We start from the raw sequence: 18500 nt of genomic DNA on the forward strand, positions 1-18500 counted from the left end.
TGTACCCGAAAAAAACCCGACTATACCCGGCGATGACTCAGGGCGTCGCCCGCCAGCAACCGTTGAATATTCTCCGCCGCCCCCCGCATGATGCCCTCGACCGAGCGGTCACTGAGGCCTGCAACATGAGGTGACGTCAGCAGATTCAACGCAAAAATCGGGTCGTCCGGGTCGGGAGGCTCCTGCCAGAACACATCCAGCGCCGCGCCAGCCAATAGCCCCTCACTCAACGCTGCATGCAAGGCGTTGCGCTCCACCAAGCCACCGCGACCGACGTTGATCAGATAGCTGCCCGATTTCATCTGTCTGAATCGGCTGGCATCAAACAGATGATGCGTCTGCTCCGAGTCTGGTAACGTCAGCACAACCAGGTCGGATTCCTCCAGCAGGCGGGGCAGGTCGGCCAGACTACCCAGCCAACCCAGTCCGTACTCAGACGCCAGTGCTGCGTCGGGGGTGGCTTTGATCGCCACCTGCCTGACGCCGAAACCGCTCAGGCGCCGACTTACGGCTTTGCCAATGGCACCAAAACCAACAATGCCCACCGTCGCGCCCATCAGACTGCGACCCACCGGAACACCTAACTGCATCCGGTGTCGCTGTTCAGTGTGCTCTGCCGTGCGTCGCATCAGCGCCAGCATGAAATAGATGACCATTTCCGCTACCGAGTCGGCATTTCCGGAAACATCGGTCGGCACATTAGCCACCGCAATGCCTTGCTGCTTGGCCGCATCCAGGTCAACACCTTCCAGGCCCGCGCCAATCTGTTGAATCAGTTGCAACCGATCAGCCGTCTGCAACAAACGCGCATCGATCCGGCTCATGGTGGGAATCACCACCTCATAACCAGCAAGGCTGCCGGGGTTTAGCCCACCAGCGGTGAAGGTTACATCCGGCAACGCCGCACGAAAGCGATGCAGAATGCCACCCCAGGCATCTTCGGGTGCCGCAAACAGAACGTTCATAGGGGTCCTTGGGTATGAGTACACAACCATGCTATCTCATTCCAAAAGGAAATGGAGGACAGATACATACCCGGTTTTGGGCATCTGGCAAAGCGGTTACAAATAGGTGATTATGGAGGCCAATATGCTTAGCCGTTGCCATCTGGAAACCAGACGGGCAGGTTCAGCTTCATGACGTCGGTGTGGCAGGAAGGTATTGTGTTCTCATCAACTTGTAAAATTCTACTGCTGGCAACTCTTCCTCTGATCAATGGGTGTCTGGAGCAAAGCTCTTTTGGCAGCGCCTCTAATGAAGATTCGACTTCGGGAGACAGCTCTAGCGTTGACGATCAGAATTCAGAATATTGGCTGTCAGCCATGACGGTAAATGCAGAATGGCTCTGGGACTTCGATAACACTATTGATGGCGAAGTGATGGATGCCGGTGATATCCCAACCGTCGCTGAATATAGCGCTGAGATCACCTATTTTTCAGATCTAATTGTTCAAAAAGATGCCAACCTGGTGGCACTTCAGGAAATTGAAGGCTGTCATATTCTCGACGATTTTATCGAAGAGCTCGCCACTACTGGCTGGTTTTCAATATGCATGTCAGGCAGAGACACCTATACCGGCCAGGATGTCGGCATTCTATCCCGGTTCCCGGTTGTGTACGGCCCCACGACCTTTGCCGATTCCAGTGGTGAATATGAAGAAACCAGCGTCATTCCTACCAAGGTCGTCGGCGCCGTTGTAAATACGCCAGAGGGCAACCTGGCAATCATCACCAGTCACTTTCTGTCCAAAGCCAACCCCGCCAACGACGATCGCCGGGCGGCCCAGGCCGATGCCATCTTCAACAACTTTAACACCCTCCATCAACGCGAAGGGGTAACCCATGGAATCGTCCTGGGTGATTTTAACGACACACCTGCGTCGGTGCCACTAACCATACTGACCTCATCCGGTGTACTCAAAAACACCCTGTATGCCAACGCCAGGGTTCCGACTGCAGCGGACTGTTCTTACACCTTTTCCGGTAACTGTGAACTTATCGATCACCTATTAATAACAGACAGCCTCGCCGGGGGAGAGTTCCGTATCGTCCAAACCGATCAACGGTATACCGACCACCGGGCCGTGCACTATCGGTTGAAAGCCGAACAATGATCTGCCGCCTGTCATTCCGCCAGCTGCCTACCAGCTGTAGTCAACCACATCACCTTCGGGAATCAGAGCGCCACTGACTTTGAGCGATGAACTGCCATCGGCTGAAGCACTGTGCAGCTCAACAACGCCCGATGATTCAAGGTCCGCCCGATAGGCCAGTCGCGCCCCATCGGGCGAGCAGTGAAAATCACGTCTCGGAACGAACTGGCGCTGCACGCCCCGCCCGGGCCAGCAACCACCGCCACACGGACCGGTGTGCATTGAACATCAACAAATTCCCGCTGACGATCATGGCCAGCCCGATGAGTCCGTGAGCGTGCCACCGGTAGCCTTCAAACGCGGTCGACAAGGCCAGCGCTACCAGTGGGAACAACACGGTAGCGTAGGCCGCTTTACCCGCCCCAATTCGCCCGACCAACATAAAGTACAGCCCAAACCCGCCTACCGAACCGACCACCCCCAGATACACCAGAGCGCCCAGGTAGCGCGGCTCTGCCGGCAAGCTGAAACTGACCCCTTGAATCAACGCGATGCTCCCCATGAACACTGCACCATAGAACATGGCAAAGGCATTGGTGGTGTTAATGTGCAGCCCCCGTCTCTGATGCCGAACCGACACCATGTTGCCCAGCGAGAACCCATAGGTACCCAACAGAGACAGGCCAACGGCTCCCAGCAGGGTCCAGGTGGCTTCAACGGCCATCAGGTCCTGCCAGAAAATCAGGGCCATACCCGGCAAACCCAACGCCAGTGCAAGGTAGAACACGCGCGGTACCGGCGTACGAAAAAACAAGAAACCGTTAACCGCGTTAAACAGCGTCGACATGGAAAACAGAATGGCAATCAGGCCGCTGGGCAAGTAACCGGCCGCCACATAAAAACAATAGAAATTCAGCGCAAACACACAGATGCCCTGCAACAGGCAGTACAGATGGTCGGTCAATTGAAGGCTCTGCCGGCGGCGAAACAGGCTTAGCGCCGCCATCAGCACCAGCGCTGCAATGGCGAACCGATAGAACACAGACACCGGAACCGCCACCTCACCGACCTGCCACGCAATGGCCAGCCAGGTTGACCCCCAGATTAAAACCGTAGAAATGTATAAAGCGATGTTCATGGTGTGCAAAGCTCCAGGCGCTAATGATGTCAGGCATAGCATCACTCAACCCCTGCTTGCGCGCTTGCCTGCGATTGCGACACTTGCCTGATCTTGCTGTTCATTGGCGAATGAATTTGATCATTTGCCTCAGTCTGAGTACTGTTTGCCTGGCAACCAGGAGCCGCTTTCATGCCCATCGATACCCTGAGCCAATACCCCAGAATGAACCAAACACAGGCCCAACTGGTCGGCAGCACCCGGCTTAAAAATGGTATGGCGCTCGCACGCTGGGACAATCAGAAAGACAAGATCGAGAACATTCAATCAGACCACCACACCCTCAGCGTTTATCTGCAAGGGGCAGGACACTCTGTCCGCCGACAGGGGTCACACACCATCGGCAGTCAAACCAGTAACAGTGTGTGCCTGATGCCAGCCAGCCTGGTGACCAACTGGGATGTAACAGGGCCGATTTCCCTGTTGCACTTCTATTTCAGCGATACCCACCTGCGCCAGTTGATCGAGCAGGTGTGGGATAAAGACGGACGCAGTGTGCAACTGGATGAAATCGACTTCGCTCAGGATGCCCTGCTGACGCAGCTGTTTTGCACCACCCTGAGCCAGAGTAACTGGCAGGACCCTCTGGACCAGTTGGCGCTGGATTCCGCGACTCAAACAGCCCTGATCCACACACTTCGCCACTACAGTCAGCGTCAGCTGCCGACTCTGCGCCCTACCGGCGGGTTGCCTGGCTGGCAGCTAAAGCGCGTCGTTGAATTTATTGAGCAGCATGTGAGCCAACCGCTCACCCTGACAGACATGGCAGACGTAACCGGCCTGAGCGATTACCATTTTGCCCGAATGTTCAAGCAGGCAACCGGCTACCCGCCCCATCGATACGTTCTGCACCGGCGGCTGTCACAGGCGCAGCAACTGCTTGCCCAAACCGGGTTAACGATGACCGAGATCGCCTTCCATTGCGGCTTCGGATCCAGCAGTCATTTCAGCAACCGCTTTCGCGCGGAAACAGGTATCAGCCCGTCTACGTACAGAGCGTTGAATCACTAGCAGGTTGTTGAAAAAGGCCTCCTGCCTTTTGCGATTTTGCTTCTTTCACACAATCAGTGACTGAGCTCGTTATAGATACGATTCATCTGCTCATTGTTATATGCCTGAACAATCCCCTGCGCTCTGAACAGTTCAACACATTCGGCCAGGGTGATAAGCAGTATTACGGCTATGCCCACCAAAAAGTGTTCAGTAAACAGAAGGGCAATACCCATCCAGAAAACGACAATGTTTAGCAAACCTCGCGCCCACCGACCGAGATAAAAATGGTGCAAGCCGGCCATGAAGATGAAATTAAGCGTCGCGTAGGTATCCGGGTCTTTTAACTTCTTCTCCGACCGACGGAAAAAATCGGCTCGTTTTTCATCAGGCAATGCCCTAACCAGTGTTCTGATACGCTCTTCTTCAGCCTGACGATCTTCTTTGGATGACATAGTGACTGTCCTGTTGTCCATTGGTGGTCCAGTGGTTGTCCTGGCAAGGCAATCGCTTGCCAGGAACGCAACGTTTAACGACCCAGCGTAATAACCACGGCCTCACGCTTCCAGAACAACAAAAAGCGCTTTTGCTCCAGAATCTGGAATACCAGTTGCCAACCCTCAGCCGCTTCCCTGTTAAGCGCGATCTCCATTTTCTTAACCGGAATACCCGAAGCACCCAGAAAGATCGTTCCCAAACCTCCTTCAACGATGTTCATGACCTTGTATTCTTTAAACGCCATCAATTGGCTCCTTGTCTTGCCTCTGTTTAGAGTTACTGCACCACTGCGAGGCCTGACAGTAGTGACGTCTTAAAGCGAAACCTTTACCTTTGCTAATGCAGCGGACCAACAGCGTTGTTTAACGCGACTGTGGCGTGCCTGGCAGCAAACGCAGACATAACAACCTGCGTTTAACACTACCTCGCATAGGATAACCCACCGGCCACACCGGGTTACACGGCAAATGTCGACTTCACTGCCAACTCAGTCACAATCGCAGTACCCGAAGTAAACGGAGCCTCTCTGGCATTCGCGAATTCACTGCTCTCATCCCAGCGAGTAGCCACGCCGATGTTTGTGGGCAGGAAGCCCATCAAAAAACACCCATACTGCGGCACCGCGTCGTAAACAGACATGAACCAGGCGCTGTGGTGACTGCGCCATCACCCTAACCGTGCAATGATCCCGGTGCGTACAGTTGCGCTGCTGACACTTACATAGCCTGTAAGCGCCCGAACACAGAGAACCGTCCACTGCCTTAAAGCCACGGCTTGAATTATCATTCGCAAAGCACGGTGACGTCTGGTGGCGCGGGCACTGATTTGATGGCTCCTAAGGTAGACCGGTGAGGGGTTATGTTAAAAACGTTATCGGGCGTGTGGCCCCTGTTGCTCGGCATCGTACTGATCATGCTGGGCAATGGCATGCATTTCACCCTGATCGGTCTGCGCGGCGGCATCGAAGGGTTCTCCGCGGCTGAGCTGGCCATCGTCACCTCGATGTATTTCATGGGGTTTCTGTCTGGAGCCCGGTTTACACCGCGCTTGATCCGGCGGGTAGGTCACGTTCGCGTTTTCGCCGCACTGGGCAGTTTCATGTCGGCCGGGTTAATTGCGTTTCCATTGCTCACTGAACCCTGGGCCTGGGCGGTTCTCAGGCTTCTGGTCGGCTTTTGCATGTCGGGCATCTACGTCACGGCCGAAAGCTGGTTGAACGATGCCTCCACCAACGAAACCCGGGGTAAGGTGCTGTCTGCCTACATGATGGCGCAAACACTGGGCATCATTGGTGCCCAGGGAATATTGACGCTGGGAGACGCAGGCACATCCGTTCTGTTCATCGGTGCATCCATACTGGTTTCCATTTCCTTTGCGCCCATTTTGCTGTCCGCCACTCAGGCCCCTTCCATTGTTGTCGCCCGCCCCATGCTATTGCGCCACCTTTTTTTGGGCTCACCGCTCGGCACTGTCGGCATCTTTCTGCTCGGCAGCGCCTATGCAACCCAAACCGGGATGGGCGCTGTCTTCGGCTCACAGATAGGGATGACCGCGACACAAATCGCGCTGTTCGTAGCCATGCTGTTCGCCGGTGCGCTGTTGCTGCAATACCCTATCGGCTGGCTGTCGGACAGAATGGACCGGCGCAAACTGATCTTTGCCGCCGCCGCGCTCGGGGCTGCTTCTTGCCTGTTAGGCGGGATAACCGATGGAGGGGTCTGGTTACTGATGGCAGCCGCATTCTTCGCCGGTGGTGTAACGACGCCGTTGTATGCTTTGTTTCTGGCCTATACCAACGATTCTCTGTCAGCCGAAGACATGCCCGCAGCCTCCGGCGGACTTGTCTTCACTTTCGGGCTGGGTGCCATTGTAGGCCCACTGATCACCGGCTGGGCAATGCAATCGCTGGGGCCCTATGCCTTCTGGCCCGTGCTGGGTGGAACATTCGCCATCATCGCATTTTATGCGTTGTACCGAATGACGCAGCCCGCCATTACCCCGGTTGCAGATACCGAAAGTTACCTGGGCGTGGTACCCACCGCATCGCCCGTAGCCGTTGAAGCAGCGGGTGCCTGGGCCGCTGAACATGCCGAAGCCGAACGAGAAGCCGAGGCGGATGCCTGACAGGTTGCCTAAACGGCTAATGCCCACATTCCGGGAATAACAACAGCCGGTTAAGCGACCGCTTGCTGTGGCGTCCCGCGCAGCGTCAACATCGACAGCGCAGCTGCCAGCAGAGAACACAGTGCCACAGCGCTGGCCAGCATCAGCGGCGTACCGTCGAATACCAGGCTAACCAAAGCAATGGACAACGCACCCAGCATCATCTGCAGGGTGCCGCCCAAAGCCGCGGCGGTGCCCGCGATGGGCCCGTGCTCTTCCAGCGCCAGTACCATAGAGGTAGGCACAACCAGCCCCAGAAACGCATAGGTTGTTATCAACAGGACCACCAACAACGGGAAGCTGTCGTAACCCAGGGCCACCAGGCTAAACATCACACAGGCCGATGTGGCGTAGCCGGCCACCGCCCATTTCACCACGTTTATCGAACCAAAGCGGGCGCCCAGGTTGGCCGCAATCTGACTGGTACTGAAAAAGCCCAGTGCATTCAATGCGAAAGCCAGGCTGAACTGGAACGGCGTCAAGCCGTAGTAACCGGTGTATAAAAACGACGCCGTTGCCAGAAAGGCGAAAAAGCTCGCCATACCCATGCCACCAATCAACGTCAGCCCCATGTACCCGGGGTCCCGGAACAGCACGCCGAAGGCTTTCATCATGGCCTTGAAACGGAACGGCGCACGATCAGCAGGCGCCAGGGTTTCGGTCAGAGCGAAACCGGTCAGGAACAACCCTAATACGGTCACGACCGCAACGGCCAGAAAAACAGCGCGCCAGCCAAAAGGCACAATAATGGCCGTGCCCATCAGCGGTGCCAACATCGGAGAAATAGCGATGACCAGCATGATGGTGGACATCATTCTGGTGGCCTCAAACCCCGTGTAACGATCACGAATCACTGCACGCGGAATGGACATAACCGCCGCGGCGCCCACCCCTTGTACAAAGCGCAAGGCGATTAGCCACTCGATGGTCGGCGCAAAAGCACACCCCACCGAGGCCAGTCCAAAAATACTCAGGCCGAAATAGAGCGGCGGCTTACGCCCGAACACATCCGAGGCCGGGCCATAGAACAGCTGGCACAGGCCAAACGCTATAAAAAAGGACATCAGCGTCCACTGAGCGGCCGATACCGAAGCCCCCAGGTCCTCGCTGATGGCTGGCATCGCAGGCAAATACATATCAATGGCAAAAGGGCCAATCCAGCTTAGCAGGCCCAGTATCAGCGCCATTTTAATCATGTCGGTTTTCACAGAAAGAATCCTATACAAAGGGGACCTGTACTAAAGTGAGTTGTGTCGCGGTCCGAAGGCCGGCTATGGTAACGCTTTCCCGGTTCAATTCCACGGAGCAACACGGTTTTCCGGGAGCAGGATGGGGCTCCCTGAGCCAACCGGGGGCGTTGCTCTGGTTGATAACCGGGGCCTATACTCCACTGAGCGATTGCTGAGTGACGATTATCTGGACCTCTACTTCACAGAAATATTGCAGGAACGAGATCTGGATTATCAGCCCGGGTATTCACTCGACATCCTGTCTTACAGAAAAGCCGGATACCATGCGACGCCTAATTATTTTGACTTGCCCGGGTGGGTAGTGCCTGCATTTTCGGTTGATGCCTTTTACCAACTCTCCGGCGACCGGGACCGTGCCTATTTTCATTCAGGCGCCATCAAACGGAGCCTGAAGCCGCTTGTTGATCAGCGATTCGTTTTATTTCAGGCACCGATCTTCGAGGGTCATACACCAGAGATCTCCTTTTTGCTCGATCAACAGTACCTGTCTCAATTGCACATGATAAAGCCACACTAACGCTCTACTTCCGACACTCTTAGCTGGAACAGACTATGACCACCTCCAAGGCCCCGGCAGGCTACCTGGCAGGCCCAGTATCAAAACACATCCACCGCATGACACTCTCGGGTGGTCTCGGTCTGCTGGCCTTGTTTACGGTCGATTTTGTCGATCTGTTCTTTATATCCCTGCTTGGGGAGCGTGAACTGGCCGCAGCGGTGGGGTTTGCAGCCACGATTCTCTTTTTCTGCCAGTCACTGAGCATTGGCCTGACCATCGCCGTCGGCGCCACCGTCTCGCGGGCCCTCGGGGCGAACCATGTCGAACGGGCGCGTGAACTGATCGCCAGCAGCTTTGTGTTGATTCTGGTAATCACGACGCTGGTGGCTGGCTCGGTTTTCTGGTGGCGCGACGCGCTGCTGACGTTACTCGGGGCCGAGGGCTATACCCTGGAGCAGGCCTCGTCGTACCTCGCCATTATTCTGCCCTCGTTCGTGCCGGTCTCTATCGGCATGGCAGCCGGTGGTGTCATGCGGGCCAAAGGCGATGCCAAAGGCGCGCTCTGGGTCACCCTGAGCGGCGCCATCGTCAACGCCATCTTCGACCCTATACTGATTTTTGCGCTCAACCTCGAGCTTACCGGTGCCGCCATAGCGAGTGCGATGGCACGCCTGACCATCTTCGCTTACGGCGTGTCCAAACTGTACAAATACAGTCTGTTATCCTGGCCTGATCCGGCCGCCCTGCGGCGAGACACGCCGGCCATCAGCAGCATTGCGGTGCCATCTGTATTTACCAATCTGGCGACGCCCATTGGCCTGGCGTTTGTGACCGCCAGCATGGCCCAGTTTGGCGATGCGGCCATTGCCGGCCTGGCAATCATCACCCGTTTGCAGCAAGTGGCCTTCGTGGCGTTGTTTGCCTTATCGGGCGCGGTAGGGCCCATCGCGGGGCAGAATTGGGGCGCACAGTCGTACGATAGAGTGTCAGCTGTGCTCACCGAATCGATCCGCTTTATAGCGGGCTATTGCCTGGTGGTGTGTTTGGCCCTGGCGGCTCTGACCCAGCCGATCATCTGGGCGTTCCAGGCCTCGGCACAAGCCGCGGAATTGATTCGCTGGTTTACCCTGGGGCTAAGCGCCGTCTTTGTCTTCAACGGCATCACCTTTGTAACCAATGCGTTGTTTAACAACCTGGGGGCTCCGAAAACGTCGACCTTGTTTAACGTACTCAAGGCAACTCTGTTTACCGTGCCGTTTGTGTGGCTCGGCGCACGTTGGCTGGGTGCGCCGGGGGTGTTGATTGGGCAGGGGCTCGGCAGCGCGATTATCGCCCTCGCTGGCTGGTACTGGTGTCGGCGTTATCTGGGCAACCTGCAACCGGCTCCCACGGGTGAGCGTTCATCCGAGTCGTTCACGCCATTGTCAGAGCGTTGACATCTCGTTCAATGTTGTCGACACAACGGCGCCTTCAGTCGCGGCTTTGAACTCTGCGAGGTGAGTATTGCCAATGTGGTCGCGCCAAAGTTCGCGGCTTTCCCATACCTCGTAGAACAGAAAGATTGCCGGGTTTTCGTTATCCTGATGCAAATCGTACCGGACACAGCCTGCTTCTTTTAACGTCGGGGCTACAAGCTTCTTCAGTTCGGCCTTTACCAACGCGATTTGGTCCGCGCTGGCTTCTATTTTTGCAACAATCGTCAAATTCTGGTTCATCTCGGTCACCGGCTATTGATCAGTGTGACCGAGAATAGACCATGACACCCCCTTTCCTCAAACGCGCTCATCTCGGGAGCATGCAGATTCTGAACACCGATACGCGGCCAACGGGCCACACCTGATCGGTACAATGTGTTACTACCCGGACCGAGAGAACATTTGGAATTAGATCCCAAATGCACTAGGGTACGCCGCCTCGAAGCTATAGAGGCAGTACGTTTGCTGGTTGCCACCAACATACCGACACAGGTCGCATCAATTGCTGCACCCACCGCGCGTGCACCAGAGACCACGCTGTGTCCGTATCCGACAGCCGCTAAACGTCCTTGCAGCCTCTTGATCCAACCGGCGATCAGCCGGCCCTCTCCTTTTCTGCTCAATGCCCGGAAACAGTCGTCGGTCCGTATCGGAATTTGCGACTGGCGCAACATCGTTCGTTTCCTGGCACCGCCAACGCGCGACCACTGAGCAGCAGCGCCTTTCCAGCGTTGATTCAATTTTTCTGCAACCCAGGAGTAGTACGCATGCGTAAAACAACCCTAGCAATGGCAGCCGGTGCGCTGTCGATGTCGTCAGCCGCCTTTGCCGATTGTGGCGAAGTGTCCATCACCGAAATGGGCTGGGCGTCCAATGAAGTCGTGACCGGAGTCGCGACGTTTCTGATGGAGCAAGGGTATGGATGTGACGTCACCGTCGTACCCTCCGATACCGTTCCCGCCGTCACCTCAGTCGCTGAAAACGGCGAACCCGACATCGTCACCGAGCTGTGGCTCAACTCGACCGGTGAAGTCTACAACCGCCTGGAAGACGAAGGCCGCATCCAGCGTCTGGGTCGGGTATTGGAGCCCGGTGGTGTCGAGGGCTGGTGGATTCCAACCTATCTGGCAGAGGAACACCCGGAGCTGACCACCATTGAAGGGATCATGAACAACCCTGAACTGGTGAACAACCAATTCAATAACTGCCCGGATGGCTGGGGCTGCCGTGTGGTCAGTGACAACCTGGTTCGCGCCCTGGAACTGGAGAGCACGGGCATTGAAGTGTTCAACCATGGCTCAGGCCAAACACTGGCGTCTTCCATGGCATCGGCCGTTGAAGATGAAGAACCCTGGTTTGGTTACTATTGGGGCCCAACCGTGCCGCTCGGCAAATACGACATGACGCGTGTCGATTTGGGTGACGTGAACGAAGAGATCCATGCCCGCAACCAGAACCAGAATGCGGACAACCCCGGTGTGTCGGACTTTCCTGCCGCGCCGATTCTAACGGCTGTCACAACGGACTTTCAGGAACGTGAACCGGAAGTCGCCGACATGCTCAGCCACCTGAGCTTCGAAACCAGCGTAATGAGCTCTATCCTCGCATGGATGGATGAAAACAACGCCTCCGGTGAAGAAGCGGCGGTGTACTACCTGCAGAACTATTCAGACGAATGGTCTGCCTGGCTGAACGATGAAGCACGGTCGAACCTGTCCAACCTGCTCTAAAAGGTAAGCGACAGCACTCAACCAAGCAGGGCGGCCACTGGCCGCCCTTTCTCCCTCCTGACGGCATACGGGGCTGACTGAAAACCGACGGCAATAACAGGCCGAGCAGGTTTTCAGACAGATCTGTTTGCCGCATTACCACAGGTAAACCACGATCATGGCAGTATACGATTCCGTGTTTTCCGGTCTGGGCCTGAGCGACTGGTGCGACAAGACAGAACAGGATGGCCCTATGTCGATGGCCGACCTGATGAACCAGAGCAGCGGTGCCGGTGATGATGCCCAGACCTCGATCTGGGATGCACCCTTTCCCTCAATGGATGCCCTCAATGACGCCTGCGGCTCATTTCCGCAATCGCGCAGCCTGACCAAAGGGCTCGAAGAGGGGTTCCTCGGCGTTAAAGATTCGATGAGTATCGTCCTCGACCCGATTACCCAACCCTTAAGCTGGCTACTGGACGGTGCCCTCTTCACCATGCTGTCGACACCCTGGTGGATCGTCATTCCCATGTTGCTGCTGGTCGTCCGGCTGGTCACCCAGTCGTGGAAACTGGTCGCCTTCGTCGGTGTTTGTTTGTCGGGCCTGGCCTTCATTGACCACTACGACTACGCCATGCAGACGCTCTCGATCATCTTTGTGTGCGCGTTCATTTGCGTGTTGCTCGGGGTACCTATCGGGATTGCGATGTCACGCAGTAATACGTTGCAGCGAGCGGCCATACCCGTGCTCGATATGCTGCAGACGCTACCGCCCTTTGTGTATCTGATCCCGTTGATCTTTCTGTTCAGTGTGACGGAATCTAAGCTCTATGGCATCGCCATTATTCTGTACGCCATTGTCCCGGTGATTCGACTGACCAACCTTGGCATTCGTCTGGTCGACAAAGACATTATTGAAGCCGCCGATGCATTCGGCATGACCGACCGGCAGAAACTCTACAAGGTACAAATTCCGCTCGCACTGCCCAACATCATGGCGGGTGTTAACCAGACCATCATGATGAGTCTGGCCATGGTAGTCATTGCGTCTCTGGTCAGTGCACCGGGTCTGGGTGTTCTGGTGCTACGGGGTATCCGAAATCTGGAACTGGGCGTGGGCCTCGTGGCCGGGCTGGGTATTGTGGTGCTTGCGGTAATACTGGACCGGGTGACCAAAGCATCGCTGGCACGCATTGATTCATCGAGAAAGGATTGAGGGCCGCTGTATGAGTAATAACCCCGTTAGAATCTCGATTCGCGAATTGTACAAAATATTCGGTGCAGACCCGCAGGGCGCCCTGCAACACGTCAAAGACGGCATGGGCAAGGTGGATCTTCTCGACCAGCACGGGCATGTACTTGGGCTTCACGACATCAACGTCGACATGCGCGAAGGTGAAATCACCGTCATCATGGGGTTGTCAGGCTCAGGGAAATCGACGCTGATCCGCCACCTTAACCGCCTGATCGAACCGACCTCCGGTCGCATCGAAGTCGACGGCGAAGACGTGCTCCACTACACCGACCACCAACTGCGGGATTTGCGACGCCAGCACATGACCATGGTATTCCAGAAGTTTGCACTGCTGCCGCACTGGACCGTTCTTGATAACGCGGGTATGGCCTTGGCAACCCGTGGCTTTGAGCGACACGAGTACGAAGAAGAAGCGACAAAGTGGCTCGCCCGTGTCGGGCTGGAGGGCAATGAAAACCAGTATCCTCATGAACTGTCCGGCGGCATGCAACAACGGGTGGGCATCGCCCGGGCACTCACCTCAAACGCCCCCATCATGCTGATGGACGAAGCCTTCTCGGCACTCGACCCGCTGATCAGGACCGACATGCAGGATTTGCTGATCGAACTGCAGCAAGAGTTGAAAAAAACCGTTGTGTTCATTACGCACGATCTGGATGAAGCCCTTAAACTGGCCGACCACCTGGTCATTCTGAAAGAAGGCAGTGTCGTGCAACAGGGTGAACCTCAGGATATCCTGATGAACCCCAATGACCCTTACATCATCGACTTCATCAGCGACATAAACCGCGCTCGCGTGTTGCGCGTTCGGTCAGTGATGGACGAAACACAGGACATTGCAACAGACTGCGCCGGAGACGTTGATGCCAACGACAACCTGGAATCCGTCATCGCACGTTCAGGTGGGGAAACCTCGTACCGGTATCGGGTCATGCAGGATGGTGAACCGGTTGGCATGCTCAGCATGAAGCGACTGGTGCGCGCCCTGGTACCGACCGATGCCAGCCAGGAACGCAACAACGCCCGATAAAGAACGATCGAGCTCACCGAGTGTTGCCCTTCGTTGGCACTGGACGACCGTTTCAACGAAGGGCAAGCAGGCGAGCTTTTTAACAGCCGGTTAAACCCGATGAATCGCCTCAGCAGCCAAGCGCAGTGCTTCCAGCCGGGAGCCACACAGGTGCTCAGCCGGGATCATGTCAAAAACGCCCACGCCTTCCAAAAACCTCGACGTTTCCTGAGCTGGCCGAACAATAAACACTTGCTTACCGGCTTCAAGCGCATCAATTAACGCGTTCTCAATCGCCAGCGACACGGTGGCATCTACCAGTGGGACGTCACTGATATCAACCACCATAGCCGTGCAATTCATGACCGCATTATGTTCGCGGGCAATGGCTTTGGAGACGCCAAAGATCATCGGGCCGCTCAGGTACAGCAACAACAGTTTGCCGTGCGCGTCATCGAGCAACTGCTTTTCTTCCCCGTTGAGGGCAATGGCGTCATCGGAGTCGGTGATGGTTTTGATGTTTCGGGATTGCTCGCGGCTGAGTCGCTCAATGGTGATGATGTTGGCGATGAACACGCCCAGCCCAACGGCCACAATCAAATCAAAAAAGACGGTAAAGAACATCACCCCGTACATGATAAAAGTCGCGTTCCACGACACCCGGTGAGCGCGCTTAACAAAACTCCAGTCCAGAATGTTGATACCCACCCGCACAGCGATACCCGCCAACACGGCCAATGGAATACTCTCGGTTAATCGGGCGGCGCCAAGAATCACCACCATCAGCGTCACCGCTCGCATCACACCCGACAGCGCCGAACGCGCCCCGGTTTGAATGTTCACGACCGTGCCCATCGTCGCACCGGCACCGGGTAGCCCGCCAAACAGACCCGAGACCAGGTTACCAATGCCCTGCCCGACCAGCTCTTTATCGGATTTGTGTTCCTGGCGAGTGAGGCTATCGGCGATAACAGCGGTTAGTAGCGCATCGATACAACCGAGTGTACCCAGCACCAGCGCATCGACGACCATGGCATTCCACTGATCCCAACTGAAGGTGGGAACCACCAAAGAGGGCAAACCCAGATCGATCTCACCGATCCGCCGTACCTCAAAAAAGCCAAGCACGGTTAACGAGAACAGCGTGCCCGCAACCAGCGCGATGAGCTGGGCAGGCACATAACGAGTCCAGCGCTTTGGCGCGTAGAACAAAATGCCGATGGTAACCGCACCCAGAATGAACTCGACGGGTTTAATGCTGCCCAGCATGCCTGGTAATGCGGCCAGGGTACCGGTTACACCTCCCGGCGGGCTCGGGTGGCCGAGAAACGGCGCTAACTGCAGGATAACCAGAATAATGCCGATGCCCGACATAAACCCCGAAATGACGCTGTAGGGCATCAGGGTGATGTATTTACCGAGTTTCAGGGCGCCCAGCGCAATCTGGAACAGACCCGCCATCATCACCACGGTGAAGGCCATGGCTCTGCCATTTTCCGGGTTGTCGGCAATCAGCGTGGTTAGCACAGCAGTCATTACCACGGTCATCGGCCCGGTGGGCTCGGAGATCAGCGTGGATGTGCCGCCAAACAGCGCCGCAAACAACCCCACCAGAACCGCACCATACAGGCCCGCTTCAGCGCCTGCGCCAGAGGCGACGCCAAAGGCCAGCGCCATGGGCAAGGAAACCACCGCTGCGGTCAGGCCACCGAAGAGATCGCCTTTGAGGTTGTCGAATCGAATGTCGTTGAACAGCTGCATGCGTTTATCAGGTCTTATCCGGTCACGTCATTGTAGGGGATGATGTTGCCTGTCGCATGTATCGATCGGTTCATTCTCCTTATCCTGCCGGTTAACAATCCGACACAAACAGGGTGATCTGGTGAGTGGATACACACAGGTACCCGGGCCGGTGTCTCCGATGGCGGCGACGGCCTGGCCAGTCCAGCCCGTGTTGCTATTCCGCCTTGCCAGAGTAAACTACCGTTTCACCATTCATCAGTAAAAGGAGGGCTCCGATGCAAGCAATTGCAGATTCATGCGTATTAACTTACGTATATCACCTTGGAGACCCACGCTCAGCGCAAATGTGTCGTCGTTAACGCACAGATTTCGCTGAAATCCGCTCCTTCCCAGTGACCATCTGTGCATCACATTCTTTTTGCGCATGGGTGTACTATGTCTCTTATATCTGTAATCGACCTTTCTTATCAAGCCGGTAGCAAACCGTTGTTTGACGGCCTTTCCCTGTCCATCAATTCGGGCGATCGCATTGGCCTGGTGGGCCACAACGGGTGTGGCAAATCGACACTGCTCAGGCTTATTCAAGGCGAACTCTCGCCAGACGCCGGGCGCATCAACCGCCAACGTGGCGTGAAAGTGGGCATCGTTGAACAGTTCCTGCCTGAATCGCTTGAGCAAGTACCTGTTCAAGACGCCGTACTGAATCAGCTAACCGAAGATCAGCGCCTAACCGAAAGCTACCGGGTAGACGCCCTGCTCGCTCAACTGGGCTTCGAGCCGGCGTTGTTGCAGCGCCCCCTGGCAGCCCTCAGTGGTGGCCAGAAGAACCTGGTTCTGTTTGCTCGCGCCGTCATTCAGGAGCCCGAGTTGTTGCTGCTGGATGAACCGGGCAACCACATGGATTCAAAAGCCATGTACTTCCTGAAGCGCTACCTCAGCTTACCCGAGGTGCCCGCCTTTCTGATGATCTCCCACGACCGGGACTTACTCGATTCAGTTTGCAAGCAAACGATCTGGCTGCGTGATGAACGCGCCTATGATTTTTCAGTCGCCTACTCAGACTCCAGAATTGCCCTGCAAGATCTGGACGAAGCGGCGCAGAAGACACGTGACGCCGAAGAAAAAGAGCTGGATAAACTGCGCGTCAGTGCAAAGCGTTTTGCCTTGTGGGGAAAAATTCACGACAACGAAAAATTCGCCCGAAAAGCGAAATCGATCGAAAAACGAATCGATAAACTCGAAGACGACGTCACCTTCGTGTCGCAAGGCTCAGGGCTATCGCTGACCATAGACCCGGACTTTCTAAAGACTAAGCAAGTGTTCGTGTTTGAACAAGAAACCATACACAGCCCCGACGACCGGCCCCTGTTTTCCATAGCAGACCTTAACTTTCGGCCAGGAGACCGAATTGCCCTGCTGGGCATTAACGGCAGTGGCAAGTCCAGTTGCATTGAAGCGCTCATGAGAACCTACCGAACCGAGATTGGCGAGCAGACCCGTACCCGGTTTAACCCAAATGTGAAGATTGGCTACTTTGACCAGGAACTGGCTCAGTTCAATGAACCCATCGGCATTGCTGACTGGGTGCGCCAGAACAGCACGGCCGGCGAAGAGTCGATAAAGCGCGCTCTGATTCAGTGGGGGTTCCCCTACCTGGAGCAAAACCGACAAGTGAACGTGCTCAGTGGTGGCGAAAAAGCACGCATCCTGCTGATGACGTTCCAACTGGATCAACCCAACTTCCTGATCATGGATGAACCCACCAACCACATCGACTTGCAAGGGAAAGAAACACTGGAAGAAGACCTGAAACAACACGGCCTCTCGCTGTTGTTTACCTCCCACGATCAACGATTTATCGAGAACGTGGCGACCCGGTATTGGTGGATTCACAACGGCGTTTTGGTAGAAGTTCATGATCCCTCGGGCTACTTCCAGAGCATGAACAGCCTGCCTGACCCAGATTCAAGTGTTGAGCAAACCCGGACCGTCACCTCGACTGAAGCAACCGTACCAAACGTGGAATCCGACGAAGAACGGCTACTCAGCAGAATCGTTGAACTGGAGGACCTACTGAAACAGGACCAGGACAGAAAACCGAAGTTTCAGAAGCCCAAAAAACAGGAAGAATGGCGACTGGAGCTGGCTATGTTGAATGATTCCATGTGACATTGCCATTTGTTGATGCGTCACCTATCGAAGCAACTAACACCAGACTTATTCGGAAGGTAAAGCCATTATTAGGAAAATGAGCTTCCTTCCGAATTCAATCCAATCCAATCCAGGCTGATGATGCTATAGAGCGGGTGTCTTTAGCAGGCTGTTGAAATAGACCGATATTTTTCCATCAATCCGCTCGGGTAAGGCAATTTCAAGGGGATTTCAGCATTTGGGTCGGGTTCAATCGTCCCTTTTTACCCGAGATCCGGGATTTCCCGGGCTGTCGGGCACCCATCAGGCGCACCTCCCCTGTATATTGACCATTCGCCTCAGATTCCAGCCTATGAAGGTGAGGTTCAGTACCTGATTGGCCTTATCCAACCCTCGAACCATGATCTGGCGAATTGGACCGACGGTCTTGCCCCAACCGAAGGGTTCTTCGACTCGTTTCCTGACCTTCATGCTTGCCTGATAGCCTG

General features: G+C 55.6%; 18 protein-coding genes. 9 read left to right on the forward strand and 9 right to left on the reverse strand.

Going from position 1 to position 18500, the window contains the following annotated elements:
- Positions 1–20: 20 nt before the first annotated feature.
- Positions 21–965 carry a 2-hydroxyacid dehydrogenase gene (locus G565_RS0111445; RefSeq protein ID WP_028671049.1) on the reverse strand — a complete coding sequence of 315 codons (945 nt, stop codon included), beginning with the start codon at positions 963–965 and terminating at the stop codon, positions 21–23.
- A gap of 171 nt (positions 966–1136) precedes the next feature.
- On the opposite strand from G565_RS0111445, the gene G565_RS0111450 reads away from it, so the two are divergent.
- A complete protein-coding gene (locus G565_RS0111450; protein WP_028671050.1) occupies positions 1137–2114 on the forward strand; it encodes an endonuclease/exonuclease/phosphatase family protein in 978 nt (325 codons plus the stop codon).
- A gap of 27 nt (positions 2115–2141) precedes the next feature.
- Here the strand turns inward: G565_RS0111450 and G565_RS0111455 are convergent, their stop codons facing one another.
- Both G565_RS0111455 and G565_RS0111460 read right to left on the reverse strand, forming a co-directional pair.
- A complete protein-coding gene (locus G565_RS0111455; protein WP_028671051.1) occupies positions 2142–2330 on the reverse strand; it encodes a hypothetical protein in 189 nt (62 codons plus the stop codon).
- The gene (locus tag G565_RS0111460; protein WP_028671052.1) at positions 2302–3231 is read right to left on the reverse strand and encodes a DMT family transporter; all 930 of its coding nucleotides are present in this window, start codon (positions 3229–3231) and stop codon (positions 2302–2304) included. The genes G565_RS0111455 and G565_RS0111460 overlap by 29 nt, the downstream gene beginning before the upstream one ends.
- Before the next feature lie 171 nt (positions 3232–3402).
- Here G565_RS0111460 and G565_RS0111470 point away from each other — a divergent pair, with 171 nt between their 5' ends.
- Complete coding sequence (locus G565_RS0111470) at positions 3403–4281, forward strand: helix-turn-helix domain-containing protein (RefSeq protein WP_028671053.1); 879 nt, start codon at positions 3403–3405, stop codon at positions 4279–4281.
- 53 nt (positions 4282–4334) lie between these two features.
- Here G565_RS0111470 and G565_RS0111475 read toward each other — a convergent pair whose 3' ends face one another.
- Together G565_RS0111475 and G565_RS0111480 are read right to left on the reverse strand one after the other, a co-directional pair.
- A complete protein-coding gene (locus tag G565_RS0111475) occupies positions 4335–4715 on the reverse strand; it encodes a TM2 domain-containing protein (RefSeq protein ID WP_028671054.1) in 381 nt (126 codons plus the stop codon).
- Between the two features lie 74 nt (positions 4716–4789).
- Positions 4790–5002, reverse strand: coding sequence for a DUF4177 domain-containing protein (locus tag G565_RS0111480; protein WP_028671055.1), 213 nt, complete (start codon positions 5000–5002; stop codon positions 4790–4792).
- A gap of 614 nt (positions 5003–5616) precedes the next feature.
- On the opposite strand from G565_RS0111480, the gene G565_RS0111490 reads away from it, so the two are divergent.
- A complete protein-coding gene (locus G565_RS0111490; protein WP_028671057.1) occupies positions 5617–6882 on the forward strand; it encodes an MFS transporter in 1266 nt (421 codons plus the stop codon).
- A gap of 50 nt (positions 6883–6932) precedes the next feature.
- On the opposite strand, the gene G565_RS0111495 is transcribed toward G565_RS0111490, so the two are convergent.
- The gene (locus G565_RS0111495) at positions 6933–8129 is read right to left on the reverse strand and encodes a multidrug effflux MFS transporter (protein WP_028671058.1); all 1197 of its coding nucleotides are present in this window, start codon (positions 8127–8129) and stop codon (positions 6933–6935) included.
- Positions 8130–8250: 121 nt separating this feature from the next.
- Here G565_RS0111495 and G565_RS0111500 point away from each other — a divergent pair, with 121 nt between their 5' ends.
- Both G565_RS0111500 and G565_RS23905 read left to right on the forward strand, forming a co-directional pair.
- Positions 8251–8688, forward strand: a complete 438-nt coding sequence (locus G565_RS0111500; protein ID WP_028671059.1) for a hypothetical protein — start codon at positions 8251–8253, stop codon at positions 8686–8688.
- A gap of 35 nt (positions 8689–8723) precedes the next feature.
- Entirely contained in the window at positions 8724–10106 is a 1383-nt protein-coding gene (locus tag G565_RS23905) for an MATE family efflux transporter (protein ID WP_051207800.1), read from the forward strand.
- Here G565_RS23905 and G565_RS0111510 read toward each other — a convergent pair.
- On the reverse strand, positions 10095–10385 hold the full coding sequence (locus G565_RS0111510; protein ID WP_028671060.1) for a putative quinol monooxygenase: 291 nt from the start codon (positions 10383–10385) through the stop codon (positions 10095–10097). The two genes, G565_RS23905 and G565_RS0111510, sit on opposite strands and share 12 nt — an antisense overlap.
- Before the next feature lie 527 nt (positions 10386–10912).
- Here G565_RS0111510 and G565_RS0111515 point away from each other — a divergent pair.
- The 3 genes from G565_RS0111515 (at position 10913) to G565_RS0111525 (ending at position 14139) form a co-directional block, all read left to right on the forward strand.
- A complete protein-coding gene (locus G565_RS0111515; RefSeq protein ID WP_028671061.1) occupies positions 10913–11875 on the forward strand; it encodes an ABC transporter substrate-binding protein in 963 nt (320 codons plus the stop codon).
- 157 nt (positions 11876–12032) lie between these two features.
- Positions 12033–13070 (forward strand): ABC transporter permease, encoded by a 1038-nt coding sequence (locus tag G565_RS0111520; RefSeq protein WP_028671062.1) that lies wholly within the window; start codon positions 12033–12035, stop codon positions 13068–13070.
- Positions 13071–13080: 10 nt separating this feature from the next.
- The gene (locus G565_RS0111525) at positions 13081–14139 is read left to right on the forward strand and encodes a quaternary amine ABC transporter ATP-binding protein (protein WP_028671063.1); all 1059 of its coding nucleotides are present in this window, start codon (positions 13081–13083) and stop codon (positions 14137–14139) included.
- A 90-nt stretch (positions 14140–14229) separates the two neighbouring features.
- Here G565_RS0111525 and bicA read toward each other — a convergent pair whose 3' ends face one another.
- Positions 14230–15879 carry a bicarbonate transporter BicA gene (gene bicA / locus G565_RS23910; RefSeq protein ID WP_037338907.1) on the reverse strand — a complete coding sequence of 550 codons (1650 nt, stop codon included), beginning with the start codon at positions 15877–15879 and terminating at the stop codon, positions 14230–14232.
- A 417-nt stretch (positions 15880–16296) separates the two neighbouring features.
- Between bicA and G565_RS0111535 the strand changes: the two genes are divergently transcribed.
- The gene (locus tag G565_RS0111535) at positions 16297–18030 is read left to right on the forward strand and encodes an ABC-F family ATP-binding cassette domain-containing protein (RefSeq protein ID WP_037338910.1); all 1734 of its coding nucleotides are present in this window, start codon (positions 16297–16299) and stop codon (positions 18028–18030) included.
- Between the two features lie 285 nt (positions 18031–18315).
- On the opposite strand, the gene G565_RS26390 is transcribed toward G565_RS0111535, so the two are convergent.
- Positions 18316–18500: transposase (locus G565_RS26390; protein WP_028671065.1), on the reverse strand; the 185-nt coding region annotated here is incomplete at its 5' end.

This window comes from Saccharospirillum impatiens DSM 12546 (assembly GCF_000423605.1).
Classification (GTDB): domain Bacteria; phylum Pseudomonadota; class Gammaproteobacteria; order Pseudomonadales; family Natronospirillaceae; genus Saccharospirillum; species Saccharospirillum impatiens.

Coding starts and splice junctions, on each gene's coding strand:
- G565_RS0111445 (WP_028671049.1), bottom strand. CDS start 965: ATGAACGTTCTGTTTGCGGCACCCGAAGATGCCTGGGGTGGCATTCTG.
- G565_RS0111450 (WP_028671050.1), top strand. CDS start 1,137: ATGACGTCGGTGTGGCAGGAAGGTATTGTGTTCTCATCAACTTGTAAA.
- G565_RS0111460 (WP_028671052.1), bottom strand. CDS start 3,231: ATGAACATCGCTTTATACATTTCTACGGTTTTAATCTGGGGGTCAACC.
- G565_RS0111470 (WP_028671053.1), top strand. CDS start 3,403: ATGCCCATCGATACCCTGAGCCAATACCCCAGAATGAACCAAACACAG.
- G565_RS0111475 (WP_028671054.1), bottom strand. CDS start 4,715: ATGTCATCCAAAGAAGATCGTCAGGCTGAAGAAGAGCGTATCAGAACA.
- G565_RS0111480 (WP_028671055.1), bottom strand. CDS start 5,002: ATGGCGTTTAAAGAATACAAGGTCATGAACATCGTTGAAGGAGGTTTG.
- G565_RS0111490 (WP_028671057.1), top strand. CDS start 5,617: ATGTTAAAAACGTTATCGGGCGTGTGGCCCCTGTTGCTCGGCATCGTA.
- G565_RS0111500 (WP_028671059.1), top strand. CDS start 8,251: ATGGGGCTCCCTGAGCCAACCGGGGGCGTTGCTCTGGTTGATAACCGG.
- G565_RS23905 (WP_051207800.1), top strand. CDS start 8,724: ATGACCACCTCCAAGGCCCCGGCAGGCTACCTGGCAGGCCCAGTATCA.
- G565_RS0111510 (WP_028671060.1), bottom strand. CDS start 10,385: ATGAACCAGAATTTGACGATTGTTGCAAAAATAGAAGCCAGCGCGGAC.
- G565_RS0111515 (WP_028671061.1), top strand. CDS start 10,913: ATGCGTAAAACAACCCTAGCAATGGCAGCCGGTGCGCTGTCGATGTCG.
- G565_RS0111520 (WP_028671062.1), top strand. CDS start 12,033: ATGGCAGTATACGATTCCGTGTTTTCCGGTCTGGGCCTGAGCGACTGG.
- G565_RS0111525 (WP_028671063.1), top strand. CDS start 13,081: ATGAGTAATAACCCCGTTAGAATCTCGATTCGCGAATTGTACAAAATA.
- bicA (WP_037338907.1), bottom strand. CDS start 15,879: ATGCAGCTGTTCAACGACATTCGATTCGACAACCTCAAAGGCGATCTC.
- G565_RS0111535 (WP_037338910.1), top strand. CDS start 16,297: ATGTCTCTTATATCTGTAATCGACCTTTCTTATCAAGCCGGTAGCAAA.